The following is a 23192-nucleotide window of genomic DNA, read 5'->3' as shown; positions in this document are numbered from 1 at the left end:
TAAAAAGCCTTTTTTTGGTGCATGGACAGCAGCTCATGCACCAAAATGGTGCATGAGTTAATCTTTGTACATTGTTAAGACTTTGGCATTACTTTTTTTAATGCGAACTCTCAATTTTATTTGCTTGCGCTGAAAAATTATCCAATTACACTACTCGCCTGTATTATTTTTGAGCAGCTTTATTATTAAGCCCATGTCATTTACCAATTGTCATACCGCCAAAGCCACCACTCAGGTGATCATTGCCATTATTATTTGGGCAGCCTCATTTATCGCCATGAAAGTTGCGGTTGCCGAACTTGGCGCATTTTTAACAGTATTTTTGCGGATGCTATTAGCCGTGGCGGTACTGGCGTTTTTCTTGCCTCAAATCAAGCAGGCGAGACATGTGTATCAAAAAGGGGACATTTGGCTGATTTTAGGCCTGATTTTATGTGAACCTTGCCTCTATTTTGTCTTTGAAGGTTTAGCGCTGACTTATACTTCGGCATCAGAAGCCGGTATGATCACCGCGCTGCATCCTTTTATGGTAACCATTGCTGCTTTTTACTTTTTAAAAGAAAGCATTAACTCGCGTATGGTGATTGGTGGCATTATCGCTGTGATTGGCGCGGCTTTGTTATCATTTTTAGGTGAAGCCAAAGCCTCCTCAAGTCATCATTTACTAGGAAATGGCCTGGAATTTATTGCGATCTGCTTTGCCACGGGCTATAGCTTACTGGCAAGAATGCTGGGAGAGCGCTACTCGCCGGTCTTTTTAACCAGTATGCAGGCGTTATTTGGAACACTTTTCTTTTTACCGCTGGTACTTGCCTTTAATAAGCCTGTTCCTGCCGAAGTTTCTGGCGAAGCCATTATGGCTGTATTATTTTTAGCCTGGGGAGTCAACGTGATTGCCTTTATTTTATATAACGCCTCATTAAGGGCTCTACCTGCCAGTCGAGTCGGTAGCTGGATGAATCTTTTACCAATATTTACGCTATTCTTTGGTTGGCTATTACTCGATGAGTCACTAACCCAATGGCAGTATCTATCTGTCGGGTTGATTATTTTTGGTGTTATTTTCAGTCAATTAAAACCAAAGCGTAAAACTGTTTTTATTGAGCAATCAATTATCAAAGATGACTATATTGAGCAGGTGATTGAAGCAGAAACATCAGCTAATCAATCGATTAAAGAGGTAACAGCCAAAGCTTGATGAATATTTGTCAATACGATCAATTGGGTTGGGTGTTTAAATCAACGCCCATTTTAATATAGGCAACCTGACTTTTATAGAAAATATCACCTATTGCTTTCAGCCCAAATCGTTCATAAAAATTAATTGCTTCGGTGCGAGCATCGCACCAAAAGTAATCAACATTTTGCTGTTGTAGTTGGTTAAGCAAAAAGCGCAGCATTTGTGAGCCAACACCCTGATTTTGAAATTCGGGTAAAGTGGCAAACTTTCTAAGCCTGGCGCTACGTTCTATGATAAAGATTGACGCCACTGCAATTAACTGTTGTTCATTAAAATATGCCCCAAAGTGCAAAGCTGTCTCATCTTCTTTTAAACGACAAAACTCGATAGATTGGTTGGGCCATAACACTCGATGACGAATCATCAACGTTTGTTCTGCCAGAATAGGTTTTATTGAAATAGTGAGCATAGTGGGCCAGTCAATGTTTTAAGCAACCAAACATAAAGCATATTAGCAGGCTTTTCATTAAACCTTAATCAAACGCAATGAACACAGACTAAATCACCACCAGCTATTCAATTGCATGTTGCTCAATAATCGCTAACAACTCATCCACATCATCCGGTTCAACGGGATCGTCTGGATGAATTTTCGGTTCTACATAGCGCGTATTAATGCGATAACCTTGTTGGATTAATTCCACTTCTTTTTCGTAGCGTTGTTTTTTAAATTTTTTAACAATATCAACCCAAAGTGACTGCCAATTATCTCGTTCTTTATCCTTAAAATGGTTTTTGCCTTTAGCCTCAATTGTTATGAGAGTGTGGGTAGCTAAATAAACACCAGGTTCTTCAACTTTCATAAACTTAGAATGTCGTTCAAAACTCACTTCTAAAAAGTCATCATTATAATAGAATACCCAGCTACCACCATATCTCAGCTTCATCCACTCCTCAAGGCTAGGGATGTAAGTTGGGTCCGGTGTATAGATACCATTTTCAATGGCATAGGCAAAAGACTCCTTTCCTAACAGTCGGGGATAAGTATGATACCTTAAATAAGGCTTCCAACCCAAGGTAAGTAAGGACTGTAAATGGGTCATTAATAGTATACGGGCTTGGTCATGCTCGATAAATTCATCTGGCGTTAAGCCACTATTAACACTAAAGTCATAAATACCACGACTTAAAAATTCAGCATCTTCAGTTCCAACGATACTTAAAACATTGGGGATAAGGAAACTCGCACTACCTGCCTCAATACGAACTTGTCCTTTACTATTAACTGGCCAGTCATGTTCATAAAAATTTAAACCTGCTGGCTGTTTATCAATATGCTTTTTTACATAGTGGGAGTTTTTCTGTTGATAGTCGTCAACACTCATACCGGCTTGAACAATAAAAGGGGGCGCCATAGTCGTAATAACCTCCCGCTCGGATGAGGGTTTGCACCCTATTAAACTCAAAAAGCCAAACCACATAAGCCACACTTTAATATGAGTGAATCGCAAATCAACGTAAACTCCTGCTTAACCAATGGACTATTCAATCGCATGTTGTTCGATAATCGCTAACAACTCATCCACATCATCCGGTTCAACGGGATCGTCTGGATGAATTTTCGGTTCTACATAGCGCGTATTAATGCGATAACCTTGTTGGATTAATTCCACTTCTTTTTCGTAGCGTTGTTTTTTAAATTTTTTAACAATATCAACCCAAAGTGACTGCCAATTATCTCGTTCTTTATCCTTAAAATGGTTTTTGCCTTTAGCCTCAATTGTTATGAGAGTGTGGGTAGCTAAATAAACACCAGGTTCTTCAACTTTCATAAACTTAGAATGTCGTTCAAAACTCACTTCTAAAAAGTCATCATTATAATAGAATACCCAGCTACCACCATATCTCAGCTTCATCCACTCCTCAAGGCTAGGGATGTAAGTTGGGTCCGGTGTATAGATACCATTTTCAATGGCATAGGCAAAAGACTCCTTTCCTAACAGTCGGGGATAAGTATGATACCTTAAATAAGGCTTCCAACCCAAGGTAAGTAAGGACTGTAAATGGGTCATTAATAGTATACGGGCTTGGTCATGCTCGATAAATTCATCTGGCGTTAAGCCACTATTAACACTAAAGTCATAAATACCACGACTTAAAAATTCAGCATCTTCAGTTCCAACGATACTTAAAACATTGGGGATAAGGAAACTCGCACTACCTGCCTCAATACGAACTTGTCCTTTACTATTAACTGGCCAGTCATGTTCATAAAAGTTTAAACCTGCTGGTTGTTTATCAATATGTTTTTTAACATAATGTGAGTTTTTTTGTTGATAGTCCTCAACACTCATACCGGCTTGAATAATAAAAGGTGGCGCCATAGCCCTAATAACCTCCTGCTCAGATGAGGGCTTGCCCCCTATTAAACTCAAAAAGCCAAACCACATAATCCCGAATGTTATTTGAGTGAATCGCAAATCAACGTAAACTCCTACTTAACCAATGGACTATTCAATCGCATGTTGCTCAATAATCGCCAACAGCTCATCCACATCATCCGGTTCAACGGGATCGTCTGGATGAATTTTCGGTTCTACATAGCGCGTATTAATGCGATAACCTTGTTGNATAATCGCTAACAACTCATCCACATCATCCGGTTCAACGGGATCGTCTGGATGAATTTTCGGTTCTACATAGCGCGTATTAATGCGATAACCTTGTTGGATTAATTCCACTTCTTTTTCGTAGCGTTGTTTTTTAAATTTTTTAACAATATCAACCCAAAGTGACTGCCAATTATCTCGTTCTTTATCCTTAAAATAGTTTTTGCCTTTAGCCTCAATTGTTATGAGAGTGTGGGTAGCTAAATAAACACCAGGTTCTTCAACTTTCATAAACTTAGAATGTCGTTCAAAACTCACTTCTAAAAAGTCATCATTATAATAGAATACCCAGCTACCACCATATCTCAGCTTCATCCACTCCTCAAGGCTAGGGGTGTAAGTTGGGTCCGGTGTATAGATACCATTTTCAATGGCATAGGCAAAAGACTCCTTTCCTAACAGTCGGGGATAAGTATGATACCTTAAATAAGGCTTCCAACCCAAAGTAAGTAAGGACTGTAAATGGGTCATTAATAGTATACGGGCTTGGTCATGCTCAATAAATTCATCCGGCGTTAAGCCACTTCGAATACTAAATTTAAAAATGCCACCTTCTAAGTATTCTGCATCTTCAGTCCCAGTAAAACTTAAAACATTGGGAATGACAAAACCAGCATTGCCAGCTTCTACTCGAACCTGACCATTTTCTTTTACAGGCCAACGATATTCATAAAAATTTAAACCTGCTGGCTGTTTATCAATACGTTTTTTTACGTAATGTGAATTTCTTTGTTGATAATCAACAACACTCATACCGGCTTGTATAATAAAAGGTGGCGCCATAGTCGTAATAACCTCCCGCTCGGATGAGGGTTTGCACCCTATTAAACTCAAAAAGCCAAACCACATAAGCCACACTTTAATATGAGTGAATCGCAAATCAACGTAAACTCCTACTTAACCAATGGACTATTCAATCGCATGTTGCTCAATAATCGCTAACAGCTCATCCACATTATCCGGTTCAACCGGATCGTCAGGATGAATTTTGGGTTCTACATAGCGCGTATTAATGCGATAACCTTGTTGGATTAATTCCACTTCTTTTTCGTAGCGTTTGCTTTTATATTCTTTCACCGTTTCAGACCAAAGAGACTGCCACTTGTCTCTTTCCTCACCTTGGTAAAGACTTCGGCCTTTCTCATCTCGACTGATTAATTTATGAGTAACCAAGTAAACACCAGGCTCGGTAGCTTTTAAAAATCGCGAATTTCGATCAAAACTCACTTCTAAAAAATTATCTTGATAATAAAAGCTCCATACACCACCAAACTCCAGTTTCATCCACTCCTCCAGTGTTGGTGTATAAGTTGGATCAGGTGAATAAAAACCATCTTCTATCGCAAATTCAAAAGATTGCTTTCCTAATAAACGTGGCGAAGAAAAATAGCGATAATAAGGTTTCCACCCTGCGACGATTAACGAATTTAAATGATTCATCATTGTTGTTCGAGCCAAGTCGTGCTCAATAAACTCTTCAGACGTAAAACCGCTATTAATCCCAAAATCATAGATACCAGCTTCAGGTCTCTCTGCATCTAAAATTCCAACAGTACTCAAAACATTGGGAATTACAAAACTAGCATTACCCGCTTCTACTCGAACCTGACCGTTTTCTTTTACAGGCCAACGATATTCATAAAAATTTAAGCCTGCTGGCTGTTTATCAATACGTTTTTTTACGTAATGTGAATTTTTTTGTTGATAGTCTTCGGTACTCATACCGGCTTGAACAATAAAAGGTGGCACCATAGCCCTAATAACCTCCCGCTCGGATGAGGGCTTGCACCCTATTAAACCCATAAAGCCAAACCATATAATCCCGAATGTTATTTGAGTGAATCGCAAATCAATATAAACCCCTGCTTAACCAATTGGCTATTCAATCGCATGTTGCTTAATAATTGCCAACAGTTCATCCACATTATCGGGTTCAATCGGATCGTCAGGATGAATTTTTGGTTCAACATAGCGTGTATTAATGCGATAACCTTGTTGGATTAGTTCGACTTCTTTTTCGTAGCGTTTGCTTTTATATTCTTTCACCGTTTCAGACCAAAGAGACTGCCACTCATCACGCTGTTTATCTTTATAATAACTACGTCCTTTTGCATCAGTTGTTAACAGCGTATGAGATACTAAATAAACACCAGGTTCTTCAACTTTCATAAACTTAGAATGTCGCTCAAAACTCACTTCTAAAAAGTCATCATTATAATAGAAAACCCAGCTACCCCCATATCTCAGCTTCATCCACTCCTCAAGGCTAGGGGTGTAAGTTGGGTCCGGTGTATAAATACCACTTTCAATGGCATAGGCAAAAGACTCCTTTCCTAACAGTCGGGGATAAGTATGATACCTTAAATAAGGCTTCCAGCCCAAAGTAAGTAAAGACTGTAAATGAGACATGAATAGTATACGGGCTTGGTCATGCTCGATAAATTCATCCGATGTTAAGCCACTTCGAATACTAAATTTAAAAATGCCACCTTCTAAGTATTCTGTATCTTCAGTCCCAGTAAAACTTAAAACGTTGGGAATCACGAAACCAGCATTGTCCGCTTCTACGCGAACTTGACCGTTTTCTTTGACCGGCCAACGATATTCATAAAAATTTAAACCTGCTGGCTGTTTATCAATACGTTTTTTTACGTAATGTGAATTTTTTTGTTGATAGTCGTCAACACTCATACCGGCTTGAATAATAAAAGGGGGCGCCATAGTCGTAATAACCTCCCGCTCGGATGAGGGCTTGCACCCTATTAAACTTAGAAAACCAAACCACATAAGCCACACTTTAATATGAGTGAATCGCAAATCAACGTAAACTCCTGCTTAACCAATGGCCTATTCAATCGCATGTTGCTCGATAATCGCTAACAGCTCTTCCACATCTTCCGGTTCAATCGGATCGTCAGGATGAATTATCGGATCTACATAGCGTGTATTAATGCGATAACCTTGCTGGATTAATTCCACTTCTTTTTCGTAGCGCTTTCTTTTATCTTTTTTAATTTCATCCGCCCAAAGTGATTGCCATTTATATCTTTCTTCACCTTTGAAATAACTTTGTGCTTTAGCCTCATTAGTCAAAACAGTGTGAGTTAATAAATAAACACCAGGACGATTAACATCTATAAACTGCGACTCTCGACGAAGGCGGACTTCCAAAAAGACTTTTTCATTAAAGAAAGTCCAAGTTCCCCCATATTTAAGCTTCATCCATTCATCTAGATCTGGGGTATATGTAGGATCTGGGGTATAAAACCCATCTTCGATAGCAAATTGAAATGACTGCTTTCCCGAAAGCCTTGGATAAATATGAAATTCTAAATAAGGCTTCCAGCCCAAAGTAAGTAAGGACTGTAAATGAGACATTAATAGTATGCGTGCTTGGTCATGCTCGATAAATTCATCCGGCGTTAAGCCACTATTAATACTAAAGTCATAAATACCACGACTTAAAGCTTCAGTATCTTCAGTTCCAACAATACTCAAAACATTGGGAATAAGGAAACTCGCACTACCCGCATCTACTCGAACCTGACCATTTTCTTTTACGGGCCAACGATATTCATAAAAATTTAAACCAGCTGGCTGTTTGTCAATACGCTTTTTTACGTAATGTGAATTTTTTTGTTGATAGTCTTCGGTACTCATACCGGCTTGAATAATAAAAGGTATTGTTGTCATATTTTTTTCCGATTCGTTACTTGCTGAATGGCAACTTAATAATATTGATACAATAAAAAAACCAATAGATAGCCTTAAGATTAGTTTCATTTTTTTAATAAACAGCAAATGCATCAGTTGAGTTTACCCAACCAGCAATAATTTTTAATTCTTTATGCATGAAAGATTTCTTTTTTTGCATTAACCCATGAAAAACCTGTGCAGCATCTCCAATCCAATCCATACGGCTTTGTAAGTCTTCAACAACTAAGTCATCAGGCGCAACAGATTTCAGTTCTTCATCGCGAGTTGAACAGGCATGAGTAAATACAATTTCATAAGTTGGCGATGCCCAACGAATCAAACAAAATTCCATTTCTATTTCTCCAAATTTAATGCTATTGAATACGTTTATGTATTACCAAAAACCATCAGGATTCTGAGCTTTATTTTTTTCTATCCACTGATAAATTTTATTTATTGTAATTTGCTGTTGATAAATCGGATCATCGACATAAAAAGGTATAGTTAATTGGTAACGAAGTATTAGCTCATTATAAGCTAGCTGCCGTAGTTTTGTTGGCATTTGATTATTGATTAAATTATTGAGCAACTCACTTGCAGAAAAAAAGTGACCATTTCGATAGCAACCCTCTGGAAAAAACTTATTTTGATTTGCTTTCAACCAGCTTTCCCACTCCTCAACATTCGTTGACAATTTTTTTACTGCAACACCAAAAGGTAAACCATTAATGTTTTTTGGAAGCTCATTATTTTTAAAAGCATCTAGCTCACTTTCAAATAATTCATCCTCTTTGACATCATCAGCTTTATGCTCAGTTACATAAAGATTTGCTCCTGTAATCAAATTTAAAGCTAACGCAGCTTTATCAGACAGTTCGGGATGTTCAAGATATTTAATTAAAGTGAATACCGTTGTAAAGATGCCTGTAAGCCCGAGAGCAATCAAAATATCTGCGTCTGCTTCACCATTTTGTGCAACATTTAATAGCATTTGGCTATCTTGCTCATTGCCAGCCAAGGCAAACAAATACGGCAACTGCCGAATACGAGATCGACATTCGTTTAAAGTATTATCATTAAAGGCTATCAAAATTAGTGCAGTTTGATGAACGATCCTTTTATCTGAATCTTGTAAGTAATGGTGTAAGTGATAATAATTTTCATTAGTTAAATTGTGCTTACAGGAGTATATATTTTCTAATAACGTCAACTTATCTTTTGTTTGTGCATTGATTAACGACGCAGCTAATCTTTGTTGAGCCAGTTCATCGCATCGTGCAAGCGCAGGAGTTACAACCGGATATAACTCAGTTTGCTGATTTTCGAATACGCTTATCAGATAAGGTAGCATTTCTTTAGAGACTTCCCACTTTAGTGCATCGGCTATTGCCTTAATTTTATCTTCATCTTCAAGATCAATTTTTCCCCACATATTTGTCAATTGATGAACTAGACGATAACGACAAATAATACGAACAATGGTATGTAACACCCCAAAATCTGCATTTGGAATTTGCTTTAAGCAAGTTTGTAGTGCTAATTGATCACCGACAATAAGTGCATCTAGATGAGCGTCAATCGCCAAGTCAATTTCTTCAAGTTCCTGCCAGCCGACTTCATCATCTTCTAGCCAATTAAGCCGCTTTTCATATAAAAAGGAGGCTTCTTCTAGATGCTCGATATAGAGTTCTTCGCGAAATTCTAATTGGTTAGTTGCCATAAAAATCTACACTTTATTTTTATTAGTAGCGAAATTAATCATACTACTTTTAACTATTACTTACTTTATCAAAGTATTTATCTTATTACTTATTACTTATTACTTATTACTTATTACTTATTACTTATTACTTATTACTTATTACTTATTATAAAATATTCGCTTTTAATAGTAATTAAATATCAAACTTGTTGGTATAGCTTATATCAACAGATTGGACACTGTGTGTCCCTAAAACAGTTAAATAGTTTCGCCAAATTAATTCTACTTGTTGATTTTTTAAATTAATAATTACGGTATCAAGCAGTAACGGCATAGGGTTATCACTATCAGTTAATTCAATTGAGCAGTATGGATTAAGCTTGGGTAATTCAAAAATCAATAATCCATTTCTAGTCATATTGCTAATTTGAACCTTTTCATCACCACATAAATATTTTGGTGCGATCAATCCTGGACTCGCTGCATTAAAAAAATCAGATCGAAAATCATCAGGCAATAATGGACTTTTTGTAGTTAGCCATTGCTCATCATAAGTGCCTGCAAGAGTCACTCTAGGTTGCCAATGAGGTAGTGTGAACCCACAACCGGCGGGCTCAGGTGTGTCTGTAATTTTTTGAATCAATTGCTCAGGGTTTTCTATATTTGGTAAGTATAACGGCAGCTCGCTATCAATATTTTTCTTTGTAACCTCAGGATGGTAAAATCCTTTTCCTACGGAATTACGTGCTTCAAAATGATGATTGCTTTCATCACTATCCCGTCTATCCCAACCTCCAAAAGCGTTCTCATAAATAAGCGGTAATGATTCAAAAGGTTCTGGTGTCGATATCCTGTAGCTGGATGACTGTTTAATCCACTGTCTATCGCCAAAAACCATCAGCTTCTTTTGTAACTGGCCAACTTTTATATCGACTGTTAGCGCCCTAACTGGCCCGCGGCCTGATACTGCGTCACCAATGACAACTATATCAGTGGTGGGCTTGGTATAAGCAGTTTCTGGTTCATAGAGATAACTCGAGCTTTCTGGCTGAGCAACATATTCTCCGTCGAGATTAACAGGGCGCTGTTGTTCAGCAAACTTTAGTTCACATTCTATTCCTTCTTCGCTTTTTGGTAGTAAATCGAATGTTCCCTTAACCACTAAAGAAAGTATTAGCGATGCATTTTTATCTGTTAAAAATAACATTTCATGCTGCATAACTGTCGCGTTATTGACTTGTACTTGTGCCATTGTTATTCCTTTTCAATCATTGGAATAAGCAACCAATCATTCTGGTACTGAAATTCAATCGGCTCAAACACTTCATCGGGACAGTATTTATAATTAGCAGATTGTACAGTAAAGCCTTTTTTTCTAGCCAATGTAAGCCATGCTAACCCTTCAAACCAAATAAATCGATGCGCAATAAATTGACTCACTTTGGTTGCGATTGATTGCACTTTTTTAGTAACCTGCATATCATAATTAAACACACCATCAGCAAAAGCAATCCAAAAATCTTCTTCGGTTTTATCGTCCATTGACAGCAAGGCTTTAAGTAAACTACTTCGATAATCTGTAGTATCAATTTCTAAGAATTTGTTGAGTTGAGTTTGACATAAATGACTGATATTTTTTTCATTAAATGTAGAGCCTGGCGAATGTTTTTCATTTATAGTCAGTAATAACATTACCCAGCTAAAGTAAAAGTTGTCATCATATTCTTCATTTTTTACTGGGTTTATTGGTAGTGCCGTTTCTATATTTTGTAATACTTGGTGATTATTAGCAATTATGGCGGCATAAAGCGGCGTATTGTAATTAAGGGTAGGTTGCTGTTGGTAATGTTTAGCAGCGGTAGTTAGAAATCTTCGCCAGTTTTCTGCGCTACGACTCAAGTTTAAGATAAACATCGAGGGCTTCATATCAGCCAATAATGAAGCCGCCGATAATGTTAAAAAGTGGTCACATATTTCTCTTGCAGTAGTTTTAAACTCTAGCCAAGGCTCGCTCAGGTCAAGCATTCCTTTCATTTCATTGAGCTGGTATTGAGAACTGACTTGAAACCCTTTTAAATCATCATTAACCATTTTTTTCTCTATCGTCAATTTTTATTGAATTATGTATTGATAATGGGCAATATTTTATCATGAATTGGGTAAAAAGACTTATTACTGTGGTGGATTTGACGGGATTAAACTGCTAATAAAAGCTATTAGCAGAAGCATTAATTAGTCAATTTTAACTGATAGCATCATTGCTTTATTAGCCAATGCTTAATTTCTACAAATAGTACCTAATATAATCGAGTTATCGTCTCTTACCTGATAGTAAGCAATCCATCCATATCTCATATTATGAATCCAATAACCAGCCCATTGTCCTTCTGTTTCTTGTTGATGAAACCTTTTTCTCATTTCTAATGATGATGCACCATTTTTAAAGTTTTCGAAAATACTTACACTTACTTCTTGTGGTACATGCTCAGGAGAAGCCAGTTTAGCTGCATTTATCTGATTAATCAGGTCTAACTTTTTAGTTGAGAAAAACTTTGATAGAAATGGGTCAATGATTTGGCCGTTGTATGTGTTTCCCCATCCATCTAATAATCGCTCTTGATATTCAGACGTTGCAACCATTTGATTTATTATTGCTTTTCTTTCCTTAAGGTCTGGTATGTGATGGTCAAATTTTACAATCGAATAAGGAGATTCAATTTCAATGTAAGAAATCGAACCAAAGTATTCTTTTAGTTCATTTTTATTGAGTAATTCTATGGCTACTTGTGCCAATGCATGCCACTCAAAATAGCCATTTAATATTTCTCTATTTTCTTCATTGTCCTCATAATCATCAGACTCTTCATCATAAATAAGCCAGCTATATTGGCGACCAACATCACTACAAATTCGAGAATTTAAGTCATCATCCCAACTTTCACACTCTCCAATATATTCCCAGTAATAGTCTTTAATATCTTCAGTTAATCCTAATGCAAAACGGCCAAATTCACCTCTATAATTTGCTGATAAATATAGTCTTTGATATGGTTTGGGTTTATAGCGTAATATTTCTTTAACAAAAGCTTTAGTTGCTTTCTCTATATAGAGTTCAAATGTGTTCTTTTTTATTTCCATTTTTATTTTTTCCTTTTTACTAACAGAATAAAAGCAATAACTTATCAAGTTATTGCAATTAATTTTGAGTTTATATTATTTTCAGATTATTAGTGTTTAAAAATCAAATCCTTCCCAACCATCCGCAGGCATTAATTTATAACCAGTAATATTTTCAGCTTCTAATGCTTCTTTAACATCATCGTGAATAAAGATACGATCCATCATGGTACTTGCTCTAAATAATCGTGCACTTTCAGGAATATCTTTTTTAGCAATTAATTTTTGAATAAAATCAATTTGTGTTTCATCAAAATCATCAATTGTATATTCCGACTTCTCCATATCGATAAAATTGACGCTCCCTAATGGATTTAAAATATAATAATCTTGTGAAACTAACTGTTGGTTATTATCCTTAATGCTAATAGGCAAGTATTCCAAATTAGAGAGTTTTAGTTTTTCAAAAACAGATCTAACTTTATTATTTATAATATGAAACCGATTCATCGATTCCACAAAATCATGTAATTTAGGACTCGTTGTATATTCAGGATGATATTTCATAATAGCTTGATCTTGTGTAGGGAAGCTATTTATTAGTGTTTTTCCACTAAAATACTCAAAGTCCTCAGGTCCCCTTTCTGGTTCATCCTTTAAATAAACACCATCATCAAAATTGGTACTAAATAAAACCCAGTAGCTCATGAACCACTCAATCCCTTTTTAAAAAACTAAAAATCAAATCCTTCCCAACCATCTGCAGGCATTAATTTATAACCAGTAATATTTTCGGCTTCTAATGCGGCTTTCACATCATCGTGAATAAAAACACGGTCCATCATATTAGGGTCGCGGAATAACTTAGCATCAGCGGGAATATCTTTTTTAATAACTAGCTTTTTCATTCTAGATATTTGACCTCTATCAAGTCTGTCTTGCCGATATTCAGAATGTTCCATATCAATAAACTCTACAATTTTTAATAGATTCAAAATACAATAATCTTGAGAAACTATTTTTTGATTAGTATCAACAATACTAATCGGCAAATACTCCAAACTAGGGAGTTTTAACTTTTCAAAAATAATTCTAACCTTGTGATTAATAACATGGAAGCGTTTTCTAGATTCAACAAAGTCATGTAATTTAGGGCTTGTGGTATATTCAGGATGATAGGCCATAATAGCCTGTTCTTGTACGGGAAAATCTTTTAATAAAGAAACTCCTTCATAATACATATAACCATCAGGTCCATTTTCTGGCTCATAGTTCAAATAAACACCATCATCATTATTAGTACTAAATAAAACCCAAAAGCTCATTTTTGTTCTCTCTTATTGCTTACTTTTAATTTCAGGCTAATGCTCCAAACTGATATTCTGTATCAGCAGAGCTTGCTTTAAATTTAACTAACTTGGCATCTTCACGGCTTAATCTCAAGCGTATTTTAGCAACTTTAGAAGTAACAACGGCTTTACCTAGCCTTATAAGCAAATCCCATAAATCATCTTCTAATGCGGTAAGCTTTTCAGCAATTTCAACTTTTATATCAGGATGATCTTCCTCAGCAGATTTTATTGCTTTATTAAGGTTATCAGCAACTTTCTCCATCTCATCCACCACCCTCTTAGTATAATTAGAATGATTACTCGGATGCTGAATCAAATTATGCACTGGCTGAAACATATCCATATAATTAGTCGGCAAGGCAATTAAGTTATGTCCATTATTAATATCATATTCACAAGTTCTTAATATTTTTAACTGTTCCTCAGTAAATGCCCCATTACTGTCTTTAGTATAAAAAGCTTCACCAGGGATCAGATGATGCCCTTCCCATTTATAAGGTTTACTCGTTCCTGAAACTACTATTTTAGAAGTACCATTATATTTTCTATCTAACTTGGCCTTCACATTAAAATTACATTCAAACTGCCCAAGCAAACAATAATTTTTAAAAAACGCCATCATGTGCGGTTTATCCCCCCACAATACCGATGCATTTTCACTTACCTCTTTGTAAATTTTATTTCTACTTCCATCACCTTTAATATAATCACTAAAATTTTGCAGGTATTGCTTTCCCCTACCTGTTTTAGATAAATTGGCTGCAAGTTCACTATTACTCGCTATATGAACACCATTCTCATCCGCTTCAGTTTTTTTCTTCTTTTTTGCTTTTTGCTCATCAGCTTTTCGCCACTTGCCCGGCTCTTGAAATAAAAAAATGGCTCTAAGCGCATCGTTCAACGCCACAGGACTGGCATCTTCTGCGTAACGTTCGAGATAAACTATCATTTCTGATGACATAAACTATTCCTCTCCTTTATTTTACTTTTCACCAGCCCAATTACATCCGCAACGCAATAGCAGCTCTTTTGCCAGACTGTTCTGACAAAGTAATCAACATTTCATTGTGTCTAGCCAGGCCACGCTGCATTCCTGCAATTGCACAAGCAAAAGCTAAAGGCCCCGTCATTGTACCTTGCTCACCAAAACTCAGTGATGGGATCAGTGGCTGCATAAAATAAGCTTTTGGATAGGCTTGCTTTAATTTCACTTGTAAATTACCAAATTCAACTGCTCGATACTCGGTTCCGTTAATATCAGAAAAACAACGCGGAAACCACTGATTCTCATAATTTTGCGAAATCAGTTGCTTAATTAATGGCATGAGCTTTTCACCTTGCCATAAATTTCTTTCAAGTTGAATTTGTTGCTCGTTTTCTTCATCAGGAGTTTGCGGTTCGACTTGCGCAATTGCCTGCTCGATGGTTGATTCATCACTGGCAACTTGGATATTCAATGAAAAAGCATGTTCACCAATTGCCTGATTCGACAATAAAATCATTGCTGCGCTTTCCCCAGCAATAAAACCAACCGGATTATTATCAGTTTTAACTTGTTGCGCATCTTGCAATGTATCAAGATTAGCCCGATTAATCAGGCTATCAGCAACCATTAGAAGACAATGCTGGTAACTACCTTCATTAATTAATTGAATAGCTTTATTTAAAATTCTGGCAAAAGCCACTCTATCGCCAAACACCCACTGCATAGGAGCAGATGACAATACCGGATTATCCGCTGCTAACTTGTTAAACAGTGGCATGGTAATCATAGAAATATATGAATTAAGCTGCTCTTGCCACGATTGCTGCTGATTAGTCAGCGCTAATTGTCGATGTTGAGGTTCGGGCATTGCAGTGAGTATACAAAGGTCATTTTGTGGCAGTGGTGCTTTTAGATTATCACACAAATCATCAAATGCCATATTAAGCATTTTTACAGTTTTAGCGACGCCTTGATAGCCTTCGAGATTAGTTGCCGCCGGTGCAATTGATATATTGACCGCATCTTCAGATTGATTGGCCATCGTATCAAAAGTGTCAAATCGATTGAGTCCTGCATAAAAGGCGGCACAGGCATCTTTAAAACCTGCAATGGGCGAGCACAGACCAATTCCTGAAAAGTAGATATTATGCGAACTCAAAATGTTACCCGTAAACGATATAAACTATAAAATGTAATTGGTATGCGCCAAATTTAAAAATGTAACTTAGAGCTTTTTATTACAGACTAGGCATTTTACCTCTTCAATTCGAGGAATATTAATAATCGGTTTTTGAATCACCGGAAATGGTGCCGTATTTTTATTATTATGCAGCATTAAATCAAATGCTCTAGGTACATTTTTTCCTTCAACTTTTGTATCAAACGAATAATTTACAAATTCAGCAATACCCTTAACCTTGCTAGATACAATGCCCTTTACAACACCGGGCTCATCGCCTACGCTAGTTTTAAAATTTGATGTTTTTACGCAAACTGGGTTCCCATCGCAAAATACTTTTTTGGCTGTTTTTGCAGAATCAGAAGAACGAGCAATATTAGGGTATGGAATCGGAACTGGTCCGCCCGGAGTCGGTGTTTTACAAACATCAGGAAAACATGGCGTCATACCGCCACTACCTTTATGTACTACCGACAAATTATTTACGCCAACTGTAACACCCATAGCAAAACCCTATTAATTGAAAAAAGCTAGTTAATACTAACACTACTACCTTTTATTTTATTACTCGCAGTTGAGCGACTGACCAAATGAGTTCCCTTGATAATAATACGACCACTTTTTGTTAGTAATATCGAGCTTTTTCCACATTGAAATAGGATTTCTTCCTTGGCATCGAACACCACTTTTTTACCATCAACTCGCATTGTTTTTGCAGTATCAGTTGGAAACTCAAGTGCTTCTTCTAATAGGGGTTGCCCTAAAAGTTGCTGTGATTGCGCTTTACTATTATCTGACTCTTTTATTTTCGTATCTTCTGCTTCAGTTTCTTCAATATCAGGTATTTTAGGCGCAAAGAGTGTTTCATTGATAATACCCGTAATAATTGGTTTTTGTGGATCTGCATCTTCAAATACGAGTAATACCGTTACGGGTAGCGCTTCAAACCCAGATTGCTGTTGAGCCGTTAACACCGAACGAGCCTGAATGGGGCCTGTAGTATTTTGAGGATAATCAATAAAAGCGATACCATTTTCATTCACTGAAACAATTTCGCCAACAACCGTTAACGGTTGCAAATTGAATGATTGATTATCAGACTTTTTCTTAAATGGTTTAACAACTGACATATTAATTTTCCTTGATATTTTTGCCCTTCAATATGACATCGCCCGAACCTTTAATGTTGATTGTCTTGCCTTGAATGGTTATATCGCCATTTTTCTTCATTAAAATGCTCGCGCTACCCACTTTAATGCTAATCTCATCACGTGCGGTCATTTGTATGCGTTTAGCATTTAAGATGTAGTCATCTTTAACATTTTCAGTGTGATTTGCACCGATATCTTCATCAAGATTTTTACCAATTGTTGATTTTTTATTCTGATCAACATCTTCGGTGTAATCAACTTTAACTTTCTCAATCAGATTCTTGTCTACAGAAATAGACATATTACCACCAACACCTTCAGTATGATGGCGTTTAACCTCTATTGACTTGTCGTTCCCTATATTTTCAGATTGGTCATTTTTTACAACTTTATCGCGGTTATGATCAACTGTTAAGGTTTGATCATTTTCGACTTCGGTATCCATGTTTTTCTCGGCATGGATATAAATTCTCTCTTCACCTTTTTTATCTTCAAAAGTGAATTCATTGAAATTAGTATTACTTCCTTTTAGTGTCGATTGAGTTTTAATCCCTGATTTAGTCTTGTTTTCTGGTAATGAATAGTAAGTTTTATTCTTCCCATTATAAACACGTCCCACTACAATCGGCTTATCCAAATCACCATCAATAAAATCAACCAGAACTTCATCACCAATTCGAGGGTGAAAGAATGTTCCCCAGCTTTTACCCGCCCAAGCCTGTGAAACCCTTAACCAGCATGAACTTTTTTCGTCATATTTACCGTCTCTATCCCAATGGAATTGCACTTTGACTCGGCCAAATTCATCTACATAGATTTCTTGATCTTTAGGCCCCGTTACAATGGCTGATTGCACTCCTGGTACTTGCGGCTTTTTGATAAGGTTGCCTGCTCGATATGGCGTACCGGCTTCAGCAGTTTCAAATAATGTATGAAATTTTCGCTCAGCCGATCCTTGGTTTAGATGTGTTTCATCAATCAAAATATAGCGACAATTCACTATTTGAAGTAATTGATTTTTGTGTTGCTTTAGCGCCGAATCGGTAATTTTAAATTTTTTACCGGGACTAATTGAATAATTGCCAGATGCACCATCAACAATATAGTTTTCTTTATTGTATGCTTGCGTTTTTATTTTTGATTCTTTTTTAAGATCTGCCGCAGTCAGACCTTCACCTGGATAATTGTAGATCTCGTGGTTTAACACATCCGGGAAAAGCGGTTTAGCCACTTTTTCGAATCCGCTTGGAATATTGTTTGGTGCTTTGAAATCGAAGTTTTTAGTAAAATGGGTACCGGTTGAAAACTTATATTTTCCTCTTACACCAACCACGGCATCGTTTTCATTTCCCTGTGAAAAATGGACAGCCCCTTCTTCACATTCTTTAAAGGTACTGACATCGTCAGTAATAATCAGCTGATGGCTACTTTTTTTGTGTTCAAAATAAAAAACCAGCCCTTCTTCCTGCATGAGACGACAAATAAATGTATAGTCACTTTCATTAAACTGAACACAATAATCATGTTTGGCATAGCTACCAGTTAAATCAAATTTGTACGAAATGCCATATTTACCGAGTACATACTCGATAATTTCTTTGAATGACTTATCTTGAAAAATCTTACAATCCTGGGTTTTTTGAGTAAACCACAGTTCAGGAACCAAGGTTGCATAATAACGGTGAAATTCTCCTGAGCGGATGGTGCCGCCCGATTGAAATTCTACAATACGGCCATGAAAGTAACGTTTATTGCCGTCTTCAAGATTGACTGTTATACCAACCGGTTTGCCAATAATCTTTTTTGGATCTAATGCTTCCGTTTCGGAAACCATTGATAAGTCAAAACTATATAAATCTGAAAGGGACTCGGATCCGGTACATTTATCTAAGACTAGTACATCTTTACCAAATGGTGTTTCTATTGAATGAAGATGATTTTCCTGTTTTAGCTTTCCCATACATTTTCTCTTAGATAAAGAAATTAATCATGATATTGTCAGAATTAGAAAAAGAATGGGTAAAGATTTACCCATTCTTTGTGGTTGAAGCTTAAAATTAAGCTGCTTCACCTTTAACGCCACTGTAGCTGAAACGTAGAGGCGCTTTAGCAACGTTTTTGTCGTCATATTGAGTGTGAGTCATAGTGAATTCAGTATAACTTACGCTGAATGATTCAAATAAACGCGCATCGCCACCGTTACTAGTTTCCATGTTAACACTGCTGATCATCGCATCGTTTAACTCGATTTTAGCAATTTCTTTGATTCCGTCTTCAGCTTGAGTTGTGAAGAAGAATTCAAATTTACATGCTTTACCAACAGTTGCTTTTTTCAACAGTTCAGTTGAAGAACAATCTGAAGATTTTTGGAAACGGATTTCGTCAAGGTAAGCCGCTTTAGCTGTACGCTCTTGCATTACACCAGTCAGCGCATTGATTTCACGATGTGCGCTAAAGCTGAATGAATTTACAGCAATCATATCTTTATAGTTAGATGCAGTAACATCACCTTTAACATTACCACCGTCAATTCTTAAATAGACACTAGCTTGTTCAGTACTCATAGAAGTATACTCCTTTTTGCATTTTCAAATTTTCCTGCTATCAATACTACCGCATCAACAGCAATTAAGATTTACTACTATGACCTCAAGAGTTAAGTCCCTTTTGGCACATTGCGTAGTATGTGTTTATTGAAGTATCGGCAATTTCACTGCTATTGAATATACCAATACAAACAATGCTTTTAAAAGTGACTAACGGTTAACAGGATTACTGATAAATCAATTAGCCACTTTTGTAATCAGTCACTTTTGTTTAATTTTTAAACGCTTATTAGCAAACACTAATTAAGTTTTTATTAAAACGATCAGGAGAATTATATCATTCGATAGATAAATCATAATTCAGTAGTTAAACCATAATTCGATAGTCAAATTAATTTTACATTTCAATTTGAATACGTATCACTATAACGACTTAAAGCAGCTAATTAGTAGTTGAAACCAGATGAATCGATTTCTTGTTATTCAATGGAGGGAGTAACATCAACACTTTACATTCCCTGCCATTATAAATTCGACTAATTAGAAGTTACTTTTCATAAGCCAGAATATTTAAATTTAACGTTCCTTATCGTTTTCCTTATCAATAATGTGTTATGTTCTACTGGTCCGAGATCCTAACACGTACATTTTTTCAACTCAATCAATTAACTTTTAAAATGTTTTTTTTGTTTAAAAATTTGATGCATTTATCATTTTTTAAAAATTAATCTGTGTTATGGGACAATCAATGGAACAAACGTAAAATAAACCGATTCATTTACTATTTAATTTAAATCTCAGCAGCAAAAAAGCCAATTAATCGATAGCCTTTAGTCAATTAATATACGCATTATTCATGACATAAAAAATAAAGATTTTTAGCCTCCTCACTCCAAGTACTTTTATATTTTTCAGTTATTCTAAATCTAAATAAAATTTAATTTTACCCACTAAATGGCATCAAACAAATTCATACTTAAACTGATCATATTCTACCGTGACATTAATATTTTTCATCTCTTTTTCATCGAGCATATTATTTAAAAATATTAACGATAACTCTGGCAAGATCGTGTTAGTAATAATGTGATGAATATTTCTGGCACCCGAATCAACTTCGGTGCAGCGCATCACTATATTATCAATCACGCTATTATCAAAGTCTATTGTCGCCGCATAATTATCGGTGACACGCTGTGCCACTTTAGCCAATTGGATATGAGTAATTTTCTTCAAAATCTCATCTCCCAAAGGAAAATACGGAATTACTTGAATACGGCCTAAAAATGCTGGCTTAAATATTTGTAGTAAATCACCTCGAATTGCAGTAGCCATTCCTTCAGCATCCGGCATGGTTTCAGGATCATCAGCTAGTTTCATGATGGTATCTGTACCCGCATTTGAAGTCATGATGATCGTTGTATTTTTAAAATCAATATCGCGTCCTTCACCATCTTTTATCGTGCCTTTATCAAACACCTGATAAAAAATATCTTGCACGCCAGGATGTGCTTTTTCCATTTCATCTAGCAATACAACGCTATAAGGTTTGCGACGGACCGCCTCAGTCAACACGCCACCTTCGCCATAACCAACGTACCCGGGAGGAGAGCCCATTAAAAGTGAAACTTTATGTTCTTCTTTAAACTCTGACATGTTAATCACTGTCAGGTTTTGCTCGCTGCCATATACCTGTTCAGCTAACGACAGTGCGGTTTCGGTTTTACCAACACCGCTAGGACCTGCCAGCATAAAAACACCAATGGGCCGCTTTGGATCGGTTAATTTGGCACGCGAGGTTTGTACCGTTTTGGTAATCGCAGCTAATCCGTGTGATTGACCAACCACTCGCTCTTCCATTTTTTGTTGCAAATCGAGAATGTTTTTTACTTCATCTGACTGCATTCGACCAACAGGAATACCAGTCCAGTCAGCAACAACTTCGGCAATGACTTGTCCATCAACGCATTCAAAAACCATCGGTTGATTGGCTTGCAGTATTTTTAGATTTTCTTGTAGTTTTTCAATTTCCTGACCAATGATATCAATTGCAGACTCGTCAGTTTTAGCAGCAATCACTTCATCAAGTTGAGATTTTTTTTGTTTAATTTCATTGACCAAATCAAGCTCTTGTTTTTGATGAGCTTCTAGTATATTCAACTTTTCATTAAACTGAGTGAGTTCTTCTTCGAGTCTTTGCAAAGCTTCATTATGCTTGCCATTACCAGCATTTTCTCGAGTAAGAATTTCTTTTTCTGTATTATTCTTAAAAATTTGAAATTTAATATCTTCTATTTTACCTGGCACGCCTGATTGACTAAGTTGAACTCTGGCACAGGCAGTATCTAACAGACCAATTGCTTTATCAGGTAATTGTCGGCCAGAAATGTAACGACTAGAGAGTCTTACGGCGTCTTCAATTGCTTCGTTTAAAATATCTATTTGGTGATGTTTTGCCATAGTTTTGGCTAAACCACGTAACATTTGAATTGCTTTTTCTTCACTTGGTTCTTCAATTTTAACAACTTGAAACCGTCTTGCTAAAGCAGCATCTTTTTCAAAATATTTCTTATATTCTGCCCAGGTAGTTGCAGCAATAGTTCTCAACTCGCCTCGAGCCAAAGCCGGCTTTAGTAGATTAGCTGCATCGCCCTGACCCGCTTGTCCGCCAGCACCTATCATGGTATGCGCTTCATCAATAAAAAGCACGATAGGTTGTGCTGAAGACTGAACTTCTTTAATCACATCTTTAAGTCGGTTTTCAAACTCACCTTTGACACCCGCGCCAGCTTGCAATAATCCTAAGTCAAGCACTCTTAAGGTAATATTTTGCAAACTGGGAGGCACTTGTCCTTCTGCTAGTTTTAGTGCAAAACCTTCGACGACAGCTGTTTTTCCAACCCCAGCTTCACCCGTTAAAATCGGATTGTTTTGACGACGACGTGTTAAAATATCGATAATTTGTCGTATTTCATTATCTCTGCCAATGACTGGATCTATTTTTCCTTCTTTTGCTTTTGCAGTGAGGTTAATCGTATATTGATCTAATGCAGGTGTTTTACTACTCGCTTTAACTTGATTTTTTTGTTGAGTATCTTGCTCATTTTGTTCATTGGTTTGTTCACAACTTCCACGAACTATCGAAGAAAAATTTGCTTTCAATTCAGCTAAATTAATACGCTCAAACTTTGGCGAAAAGTCTCTGGTCATTGACGCAAAACTATCATCGACCAAAATTGCCATCAAGATAAATCCAGAGCGGATTTCCGGTTCAGAAAAGTCTAACGATGCAACGCTCCAAGCTTTATTTAAAGCTTCGACTAGATAAGGTGAAAATGAAGGCGGATGAATATTACCCGTGCGTAACTTCTCGCAATAACGATTGATATCGTTAATAACGCCTTGAGTTTCAATACCAAAATGTCCCAAAATTACATTTATGTCTGACGCTGGTTCTTCAAGAATTTTTAAAAGCCAATGCTCAACTTCAACATGGTGATGTGTTCTGGAGTGACACAAACCAGCCGCAGCTTCTAATTTTCTTTTGCAGAAATCATTATTCTTTCCTACAAGCATTTTAAGACTATTATTTGACATCTTAATTCCTTTTTTAA

General features: G+C 36.5%; 21 protein-coding genes. 1 reads left to right on the top strand and 20 read right to left on the bottom strand.

The window, feature by feature from the left end:
• Positions 1–193 precede the first annotated feature (193 nt).
• Entirely contained in the window at positions 194–1198 is a 1005-nt protein-coding gene (locus ABVT42_RS09600) for a DMT family transporter (protein ID WP_353874534.1), read from the top strand.
• A gap of 19 nt (positions 1199–1217) precedes the next feature.
• Here the strand turns inward: ABVT42_RS09600 and ABVT42_RS09595 are convergent, their stop codons facing one another.
• The 20 genes from ABVT42_RS09595 to tssH form a co-directional block, all read right to left on the bottom strand.
• Complete coding sequence (locus ABVT42_RS09595) at positions 1218–1649, bottom strand: GNAT family N-acetyltransferase (protein ID WP_353874535.1); 432 nt, start codon at positions 1647–1649, stop codon at positions 1218–1220.
• Between the two features lie 103 nt (positions 1650–1752).
• A complete protein-coding gene (locus ABVT42_RS09590; protein ID WP_353874536.1) occupies positions 1753–2595 on the bottom strand; it encodes a hypothetical protein in 843 nt (280 codons plus the stop codon).
• Between the two features lie 126 nt (positions 2596–2721).
• A complete protein-coding gene (locus tag ABVT42_RS09585) occupies positions 2722–3564 on the bottom strand; it encodes a hypothetical protein (protein ID WP_367023719.1) in 843 nt (280 codons plus the stop codon).
• Positions 3565–4758: 1194 nt separating this feature from the next.
• Complete coding sequence (locus ABVT42_RS09580) at positions 4759–5601, bottom strand: hypothetical protein (protein ID WP_353874538.1); 843 nt, start codon at positions 5599–5601, stop codon at positions 4759–4761.
• Between the two features lie 126 nt (positions 5602–5727).
• The gene (locus ABVT42_RS09575) at positions 5728–6570 is read right to left on the bottom strand and encodes a hypothetical protein (RefSeq protein WP_353874539.1); all 843 of its coding nucleotides are present in this window, start codon (positions 6568–6570) and stop codon (positions 5728–5730) included.
• Positions 6571–6696: 126 nt separating this feature from the next.
• Positions 6697–7542 (bottom strand): hypothetical protein, encoded by an 846-nt coding sequence (locus ABVT42_RS09570; RefSeq protein ID WP_353874540.1) that lies wholly within the window; start codon positions 7540–7542, stop codon positions 6697–6699.
• Positions 7543–7636: 94 nt separating this feature from the next.
• Entirely contained in the window at positions 7637–7897 is a 261-nt protein-coding gene (locus tag ABVT42_RS09565) for a DUF2515 family protein (RefSeq protein ID WP_353874541.1), read from the bottom strand.
• 42 nt (positions 7898–7939) lie between these two features.
• Positions 7940–9265: a hypothetical protein gene (locus tag ABVT42_RS09560; protein ID WP_353874542.1), complete on the bottom strand. Its 1326-nt coding sequence runs from the start codon at positions 9263–9265 to the stop codon at positions 7940–7942.
• Positions 9266–9440: 175 nt separating this feature from the next.
• The gene (locus tag ABVT42_RS09555; RefSeq protein WP_353874543.1) at positions 9441–10499 is read right to left on the bottom strand and encodes a DUF2169 family type VI secretion system accessory protein; all 1059 of its coding nucleotides are present in this window, start codon (positions 10497–10499) and stop codon (positions 9441–9443) included.
• A 2-nt stretch (positions 10500–10501) separates the two neighbouring features.
• Positions 10502–11338, bottom strand: coding sequence for a hypothetical protein (locus ABVT42_RS09550; RefSeq protein ID WP_353874544.1), 837 nt, complete (start codon positions 11336–11338; stop codon positions 10502–10504).
• A 186-nt stretch (positions 11339–11524) separates the two neighbouring features.
• The gene (locus ABVT42_RS09545) at positions 11525–12385 is read right to left on the bottom strand and encodes a hypothetical protein (RefSeq protein ID WP_353874545.1); all 861 of its coding nucleotides are present in this window, start codon (positions 12383–12385) and stop codon (positions 11525–11527) included.
• A 96-nt stretch (positions 12386–12481) separates the two neighbouring features.
• Positions 12482–13072, bottom strand: a complete 591-nt coding sequence (locus ABVT42_RS09540) for an imm11 family protein (protein WP_353874546.1) — start codon at positions 13070–13072, stop codon at positions 12482–12484.
• Between the two features lie 26 nt (positions 13073–13098).
• On the bottom strand, positions 13099–13689 hold the full coding sequence (locus tag ABVT42_RS09535) for an imm11 family protein (protein ID WP_353874547.1): 591 nt from the start codon (positions 13687–13689) through the stop codon (positions 13099–13101).
• A 31-nt stretch (positions 13690–13720) separates the two neighbouring features.
• Positions 13721–14677, bottom strand: coding sequence for an AHH domain-containing protein (locus ABVT42_RS09530; RefSeq protein ID WP_353874548.1), 957 nt, complete (start codon positions 14675–14677; stop codon positions 13721–13723).
• A 40-nt stretch (positions 14678–14717) separates the two neighbouring features.
• Positions 14718–15860 (bottom strand): hypothetical protein, encoded by a 1143-nt coding sequence (locus ABVT42_RS09525; RefSeq protein ID WP_353874549.1) that lies wholly within the window; start codon positions 15858–15860, stop codon positions 14718–14720.
• Positions 15861–15926: 66 nt separating this feature from the next.
• Positions 15927–16385 carry a DUF4150 domain-containing protein gene (locus ABVT42_RS09520; RefSeq protein ID WP_353874550.1) on the bottom strand — a complete coding sequence of 153 codons (459 nt, stop codon included), beginning with the start codon at positions 16383–16385 and terminating at the stop codon, positions 15927–15929.
• Positions 16386–16411: 26 nt separating this feature from the next.
• Positions 16412–17011, bottom strand: coding sequence for a DUF6484 domain-containing protein (locus ABVT42_RS09515; protein WP_353874551.1), 600 nt, complete (start codon positions 17009–17011; stop codon positions 16412–16414).
• Position 17012: 1 nt separating this feature from the next.
• Positions 17013–18992: a type VI secretion system Vgr family protein gene (locus ABVT42_RS09510; protein ID WP_353874552.1), complete on the bottom strand. Its 1980-nt coding sequence runs from the start codon at positions 18990–18992 to the stop codon at positions 17013–17015.
• A 97-nt stretch (positions 18993–19089) separates the two neighbouring features.
• Positions 19090–19596 carry an Hcp family type VI secretion system effector gene (locus ABVT42_RS09505; RefSeq protein WP_353874553.1) on the bottom strand — a complete coding sequence of 169 codons (507 nt, stop codon included), beginning with the start codon at positions 19594–19596 and terminating at the stop codon, positions 19090–19092.
• A 942-nt stretch (positions 19597–20538) separates the two neighbouring features.
• On the bottom strand, positions 20539–23175 hold the full coding sequence (gene tssH / locus ABVT42_RS09500; RefSeq protein WP_353874554.1) for a type VI secretion system ATPase TssH: 2637 nt from the start codon (positions 23173–23175) through the stop codon (positions 20539–20541).
• Positions 23176–23192 lie beyond the last annotated feature (17 nt).

The sequence above is a fragment of the Aliikangiella maris genome (assembly GCF_040719265.1).
Lineage (GTDB): Bacteria > Pseudomonadota > Gammaproteobacteria > Enterobacterales > Kangiellaceae > Aliikangiella > Aliikangiella maris.
Note: the sequence above shows the minus strand (reverse complement) of the source record. Positions and strands in the feature narration are given on the sequence as shown.